Origin of the sequence: Leifsonia sp. SIMBA_070 (genome assembly GCF_046534635.1) — a bacterium.
In the GTDB taxonomy this organism is placed as follows: Bacteria; Actinomycetota; Actinomycetes; order Actinomycetales; family Microbacteriaceae; genus Leifsonia.
The window spans coordinates 1-392 of record NZ_JAWRYK010000055.1; the positions used below are offsets into that span (position 1 = coordinate 1).

Sequence of the window (392 nt, forward strand, 5' to 3'; positions counted from 1 at the left end):
GTGCCCTGCTGCCCGAGATCGCGCAACGCGCACAAGAAGCAGAGGATCTGCGGCAGATCCCCGATGAGACGATCGCGTCACTGGTCGACATCGGCTTCTTCAAATTGTTGCAGCCGCAGCAGTGGGGTGGCTACCAGGCCGACCCGGTGACCTTCTATGAGGCTGTGCGCCGCCTCGGATCCGCATGCGGATCCACCGGATGGGTCTCGGGCATCATCGGGGTCCACAACTGGCATCTGGCGCTGTTCCCCCAGCAGGCGCAGGAAGACGTCTGGGGGCAGGACCCCTCGGTCCGGATCTCCTCGTCGTACGCGCCGATGGGGATGGGTGAGGTGGTCGACGGCGGCTACAAGGTCAACGGATCGTGGGCGTGGTCGGCCGGGTCCGGTCAC

At 65.8% G+C, this 392-nt stretch carries 1 protein-coding gene; it reads left to right on the forward strand.

Annotated elements, in window-relative coordinates:
• Positions 1-392 (forward strand): acyl-CoA dehydrogenase family protein (locus SB754_RS19380; RefSeq protein WP_410784035.1); only part of this gene is annotated, 392 nt, incomplete at both ends.